Source organism: Youngiibacter fragilis 232.1, from assembly GCF_000495435.3.
Lineage (GTDB): Bacteria > Bacillota > Clostridia > Clostridiales > Clostridiaceae > Youngiibacter > Youngiibacter fragilis.
The window spans coordinates 1-6346 of sequence record NZ_AXUN02000043.1 but is presented as its reverse complement, the minus strand read 5'-3'; the positions used below and the strand labels follow the sequence as shown (position 1 = coordinate 6346).

Annotated in this window: 5 protein-coding genes; all 5 read left to right on the top strand. The window is 41.7% G+C overall.

Going from position 1 to position 6346, the window contains the following annotated elements; translation table 11 throughout:
• Positions 1-109 precede the first annotated feature (109 nt).
• The 5 genes from T472_RS02845 (at position 110) to T472_RS02825 (ending at position 6230) form a co-directional block, all read left to right on the top strand.
• Positions 110-1432 carry a TadA family conjugal transfer-associated ATPase gene (locus T472_RS02845; RefSeq protein ID WP_242864754.1) on the top strand — a complete coding sequence of 441 codons (1323 nt, stop codon included), beginning with the start codon at positions 110-112 and terminating at the stop codon, positions 1430-1432.
• 1 nt (position 1433) lies between these two features.
• Positions 1434-2396 (top strand): type II secretion system F family protein, encoded by a 963-nt coding sequence (locus tag T472_RS02840; RefSeq protein WP_023386402.1) that lies wholly within the window; start codon positions 1434-1436, stop codon positions 2394-2396.
• A 165-nt stretch (positions 2397-2561) separates the two neighbouring features.
• Positions 2562-3326, top strand: coding sequence for a type II secretion system F family protein (locus T472_RS02835; protein WP_160319115.1), 765 nt, complete (start codon positions 2562-2564; stop codon positions 3324-3326).
• Positions 3327-3410: 84 nt separating this feature from the next.
• A complete protein-coding gene (locus tag T472_RS02830) occupies positions 3411-5885 on the top strand; it encodes a VWA domain-containing protein (RefSeq protein WP_278279600.1) in 2475 nt (824 codons plus the stop codon).
• Positions 5886-5891: 6 nt separating this feature from the next.
• A complete protein-coding gene (locus T472_RS02825) occupies positions 5892-6230 on the top strand; it encodes a DUF192 domain-containing protein (protein ID WP_040906505.1) in 339 nt (112 codons plus the stop codon).
• Positions 6231-6346: the final 116 nt, after the last annotated feature.

The following is a 6346-nucleotide window of genomic DNA, read 5'->3' as shown; positions in this document are numbered from 1 at the left end:
TGACAACTACAATATACAAGAGAGGGAGGAGAGCTCCATGGCTTTTGGGACTTTTGGTGTAAATGGAATAAAGAAGACGGAACCGATAAAAGATGAAAAGGACAGCACTATGGAACTTCTTGCAAAGAAGAAGAAGGAACTTGATGACCTGTCCTTTGAAGTGCTTGGGAATGTCATAGACCAGATAACATTAAGCACAGATTCTTCTGATATGATACAGAAACGTACGGTACAGGATAAAGTTAACGAAACTGTCAACAATATACTCTTTGAGACAAAGCGCCACCTATCGCTTGGCGACAAGCAAAGGGTGTGTAACTCGGTAATGGACGAGATATATGGCTATGGTCCTATAACTACATTGCTGAACGACCCAACCGTAACGGAAGTAATGGTGAATGGGCCTAAGAATATTTTTGTTGAAAGAGGCGGTAAGATTACAAAGACAGAGCACAGTTTCAGGGATGACAGGCATGTAATGCATATTATCGACAAGATAATATCTCCACTTGGAAGACGAGTCGATGAAAGCTCACCGCTTGTAGATGCTAGACTTCCAGATGGCTCTCGAGTAAACATAATCATTCCCCCGCTTTCAATAAAGGGTCCTTCGATCACTATAAGAAAGTTTTCAGTCGATCCTTACACACTTGAGGACCTGATTTCATTTGGAACTTTGAATGCGGATATGGCTAAGCTGCTTAGGGCCAGTGTAAGAGGTAGGGTAAATGTACTGGTTTCAGGTGGTACAGGTAGTGGAAAGACGACTCTTTTGAATGTTCTTTCAGGATTCATACCAAATGATGAAAGAATAGTTACAGTTGAGGATGCTGCTGAGCTTCAACTTCAGCAGGAACATGTGGTTACATTGGAAGCCAGACCTGCAAATATTGAAGGTAAGGGTAGAATAACCATAAGGGATCTTGTTGTAAATACACTTCGTATGAGACCAGACAGGATAGTCGTTGGAGAGGTTAGAAGTGGTGAAGCTCTTGATATGCTTCAGGCCATGAATACCGGTCATGATGGTTCACTTACTACGATTCATGCAAATACACCAAGAGACAGTCTGGCAAGACTTGAAACCATGGTCATGATGTCAGGAATGGAACTTCCGTCCAGGGCAATCAGAGAACAGGTAACTTCCGCGATAAATCTTATTGTGCAGGTTGCCAGATTTACTGATGGTACCAGAAAAATTACAAAGATTACTGAGATTGTAGGTATGGAAAGTGACACTATAACTCTTCAGGATATCTATGTGTTCAGGCAGGATGGCTTCAATGAAAGAGGCGGAGTAATAGGAAAGCACATACCAACTGGTATAGTACCAAACTTCCTTGAAAAGATTAAAGCTCATGGTGACAATATCCCTGCAAGTGTTTTTAAGACAGTTGATTTGAGTGCGGAGAGCAGCCAGAGGAGGTATTGACATGGAATATTTGATTCTTGGTCTTGCCTTCTTCACTGTTGTAGCTTTGGTTATAGGTCTTTACAATGTATTTTATGGAACAAGGCTTGCTACCTTGAATAGACTTAAGACAGCAAGTCTTATGATGGAACCTGATTCCGAGCTTGTTGAAAGGCCATCAGCCAAGCAACAGGGCTTCGGAGCCTTGAAGATGATGGGTAGGGTAATTCCTCAGAAATCCTACTTGGAAAAAATAAGAATCAAGCTCCTCCAGGCTTACATAAAGATGAAGCCAGAGGAGTTTGTTGGCATCTCACTCATGACTGCAGGAGTAATGGGAATGCTCCTTGCTTTAATAGGCGGGAATGTAGCGGTTGGAGCTATTGGTGCTTTGATTGGTTATAAGATTCCAGATATTTATGTCGGATCAATCAAAAAGAAGAGAGGTAGACTTCTGAATAGCCAGTTGCCGCAGGCGCTGACTTTAATTTCAAATGGTTTGAGGGCAGGATTCAGCTTTCCACAGGCCTTGAATGTCGCTGGAAATGAAATGGAGAGCCCAATATCTGACGAATTCCTAAAGGTACTTAGAGATAATTCCCTTGGAAAGCCAATGGAAGAAGCATTAGAGAACTTAAGCAAACGAACGGATGATGAGGATTTGGATATGTTCATTACTGCTCTTCTCATACAAAGGCAGGTTGGTGGAAATCTCGCTGAGGTTCTTGATACGATATCGAACACAATCAGGGAAAGGGTTAAGTTGCGGGGAGAAATCAGGAGTCTTACTGCACAGGGTAGATTGTCTGCATTCATAATCAGTGTTCTACCGGTAGCTTTAGCTTTGGCTATTAGTGTTATTAATCCAGGATATCTTAATGTCCTATTCACAACTCTGCCTGGAATAATTGCTTTAGTTCTCGCAATTGTAATGGAACTAATAGGAATCTTCATGCTAATTAAGCTTGTAAATATTGAAATCTAGGAGGGGATTGAATTGGAAATATTGGTGTATTCCATGGTGTTTATCACTACAGCGTATCTCTTCCTGATTCTTTACTTCATCATATTCAGAAAAAATCAGAATGTATATGAAAGACTTAATGGCATAAAGACAATGTCTCCGACAACTGATGAAGACGAGGATGAGATGAAGCAGCCTTTCGCTGACAGGGTTCTTAAGCCTGCGTATCAGAGAGTTACTCAGGCTATAGGCAATGCAGCACCTGCAGAAATCAAAAAGAAGTATGAGGACCTTATAATAAGCAGTGGTTCTCCATCGACAGTAACTTTCAGCAGTATATTGGCTATCCAAATACTGCTCGGACTGGTTTTGGGTGGTGTATTTTTTCTTCTGATGAGTTCAGCGGGAAGTACAAACCGATTGCTTCCTTTTTTTGCAGGCCTTATAGGCTTTGTGTTTCCCTATGTTTCGCTGAATACAAAGGCTACAACGCGAATGGATAAGATCCAGAAAAGCCTACCAGACATGCTTGATCTTCTATATGTAAGTGTAGAGGCTGGGTTGGCATTCGACATGGCAATGAAGAAAGCAGCTGAAAAGATGCATGGACCTTTGAGTGATGAGATAATAAAGGCAATGGGTGATATCGGTAAGGGTAAAGAAAGAGAGGAATCGCTGAGAGGAATGGTTGTTAGGACTAAAGTAGATGACCTTGCGCAATTTGTTTCGGCAGTCATTCAGGCTGAGCAGCTTGGATCTAACATTGCAAATGTATTAAGGGTACAATCAAATTCAATGCGGCAGGTGAGACGTCAGAGAGCTCAGGAAAAGGCGGCTAAGATACCTGTCAAGATGCTGTTTCCAATGATATTTTTCATATTGCCTTCACTGTTTGTCGTTATCCTTGGACCTGCATTCATTAATATCATGAATACTCTAGGTGGAATGTAATAGTTCGTTTAAACTTAATGAAGATAGATGGAGGGGAAGATGTTGAAAAAGATAAAAAAAACGATGATTATCTTTTTGATTGCCTTGATAATTTCAAGTGGACTTCCCTTACCTGCAAAAGCTGCAGATAGCCTTATTCTTGAGAAACTTGCTGTATCATTTGTTATAGATACTTCAGGTAGTATGGCAAGTACTGACCCGGCTAGGCTCAGAGAAACTGCTGCAAATATATTCATTGACCTTTTAAGCCCGGATGATAATCTGGGCGTCATTACTTTCAATACTGTGACTTCAGAAGTGATTCCAATGCAGCCAGTGGGAAATGCGGCGAACAAGGGTGCAATCAAAGGTTCTTTGGCGCCAAGGCTGGATGCGGATGGAGATACCAATTACCAGGCTGCCCTGCAGGCGGCTTCGGCTCAGTTAAGTTCTTTCACTGCACCGGATGTGAGGAAAGTAATAATTTTCCTGACTGATGGTGTTCCTGATCCTGATCCTGCAAAAAGGAATGATCAGGTCTTTATGGATCAGTATATGAGCAGCATGTGGGCTACAGTATCTGATATTGGACTAAAGCAGTATCCTGTATATTCAGTTGGATTTGGTGCTGTAAATCAGGATATACTGAACAGGATAGCATCTGATACACAGGGTGAAGCTAAGTTCATCGGTGATCCTGGAGAGCTTGCTGTTACCTTCTTCAATGTTCTCGGAACTCTGAAGAACAGAAGAAATTTTCTTGGAAGCAACATGGAGCTAAATGGAGAACAGACCGTTGACTTTGATTTTGACAGATATACTTCCCAGGTTACTATGGTTTTCGCAAATGCTCAGCCGGGACTTCAGGTTTCACTTATTTCACCTGAGGGCAAGCCGGTAAATGAAAATGTATTGGTACAGGCAAACGACAGGTATACTCTTGTAACTTTGAACCAGGCCAAAGAGGAATTATCCGGCAAATGGTCAGTAAAGGTCAATGGTACTGGTGCCGTAAGGGCCTTCGGTGATAAGGATCTTTTCCTTAAGGCCTGGGTAACCAAGCCGCTTGCAAATACGCAGCAGCCGGTCAATGAACCACTGGAAATTAGTGTAGGACTGACAGGAGAGGTAGGAGATAAGGCGATTGTCGAAGCTCTTGTGATTAAGAACGGTAAGCCTGAGCTTACACCAGTCATACTTACTGAAATAGACGGGGTATTCTCAGGCAAATATGACAAGACAGATGTCCAGGGTACCTATGAGATACAGGTATCGGTCAAGGAAGATGAAAACCTAATTACAAGTACAAGTTCTAAGGTGACCATCAGAGAACTTCCGATTCTTAAATCTGATTTCTACTCTGACAGGATGAAATACAAGATTGGTGGAAATATGACTGTCACAGGTTATCTTGAAATGAGAGGAAACAAGGTTACCTCGAATCAGGACCTGACAATAAGTACTTTCAATTTGATTATTGACCATAGTGACGGAACAGAAGAGAGATTAACGCTTGTTGACAATCAGGATCCGGCATATGGCGACCTGAAGGCAGGAGATGCTACCTATAGCACAAAGGTATCGTTCGATTCTGTTGGAACTACTTCAGCAAAATTGCTTGTTCAAGGCCAATATAAGGGCGAAAACTTCATTCTTGAGAAGACACTTGGAACATATGAGGTTGTGGAACCTGGTAATGTTTCCGTAAGTATCGATGAATCAGGACTATTCGGAGTGGTGGGAACAAAGGTCAAATTGCCTGTCAGAGTATCAAGCACTTCCAAAGTCAGGGAAACTATACTCCTTTCTTTGGATCCTGGCTTCGGTACCCTGGAGAATTCGAGGATCACACTGGAACCTGAGGAAAGCGGTATTAAGGAAGTTGTCCTGGTGCTTAAAAACAGTCTTGATATTAAGTTGCATGACATAAAATTTGGTATCGCAGTTGAAGATCCGCTCACAAAACTTGAGACTCCTGAAGCTGGGTTTCAAATTGATGTAATCACAAAGAGCCAGGAACGGTTCATGAATTTCAAGAGGAACCTCCCTTTGTACATTGCGATTGCAGGTCTTGTAATCGGAGTTCCCATAATCCTGATATTGTTCGGGTTGTTGCTCTACTCGATGCTGATAAAGCCAAATGTCATAATACGAGGCATGCTCCTTTATCATAAGAATGGGGATGCACTCGTAGAGGGTGCAGTCAGAGAGATTCCTATAAAGAGCAAAAGGAAGAACAAGATAGTATTATCTTTTGATAAGAACAATACATCTGCTGATTTCGTTATTGAGGGTTCAATGTACAAGTACGACATTATCCTTGAAAATGAGTTTGAACAGGGACGATGGAGATTTATGGATGGATATAAGGCCTTGGCCAGGAAAGTCAACAGGCCGAAATTCACTATATATACTACAAAGCCAGGTATATTCGTCTTCAGGAATGAGGTTATGACAAAGAAAGAGCTGTATGATAAGGATGTAATAGAATCAGGTGGTTTTACTTTCCAGTATTACGCCGAAAAGCACAGGATGAAAGAGAAGCAGCAAGGTAAGGATATATTGGAAGGAAGAATGTAGATGTGTATGTTATTGAATATTACTAAGGAATGCGAAGTGCTGGATAGCGTTGAAGTTGCCAGTACATTCGTAAAGCGGTTGAAAGGCCTTCTTGGTAGGGATAGTCTGGCTATCGGCAATGGCTTGTTAATAAAGCCGTGCAACAGCGTTCACTGCTTCTTCATGAAGTTTCCGATTGATGTCGCATTTGTTGATAAAAACAACAGGGTTGTCAGGATAATCGGAAATATGAAGCCAGGGAGTATCAGTCCGATTATTTCAAGCGCACACTTCGTGATTGAAGCCAATGCGGGTGAGCTCACAAGCTGCCTCGAGGCAGGGGATGAGATTAAGATCTACAATTGAATAAGGTAGCATTAAACGCGTTCATATCAGTATCGACACTGATATGAACGCGTTTTTAATATTAATAAATAATGTACATAATTTGATGTCGGTTAAATGTTTTAGACCGCTTGAAG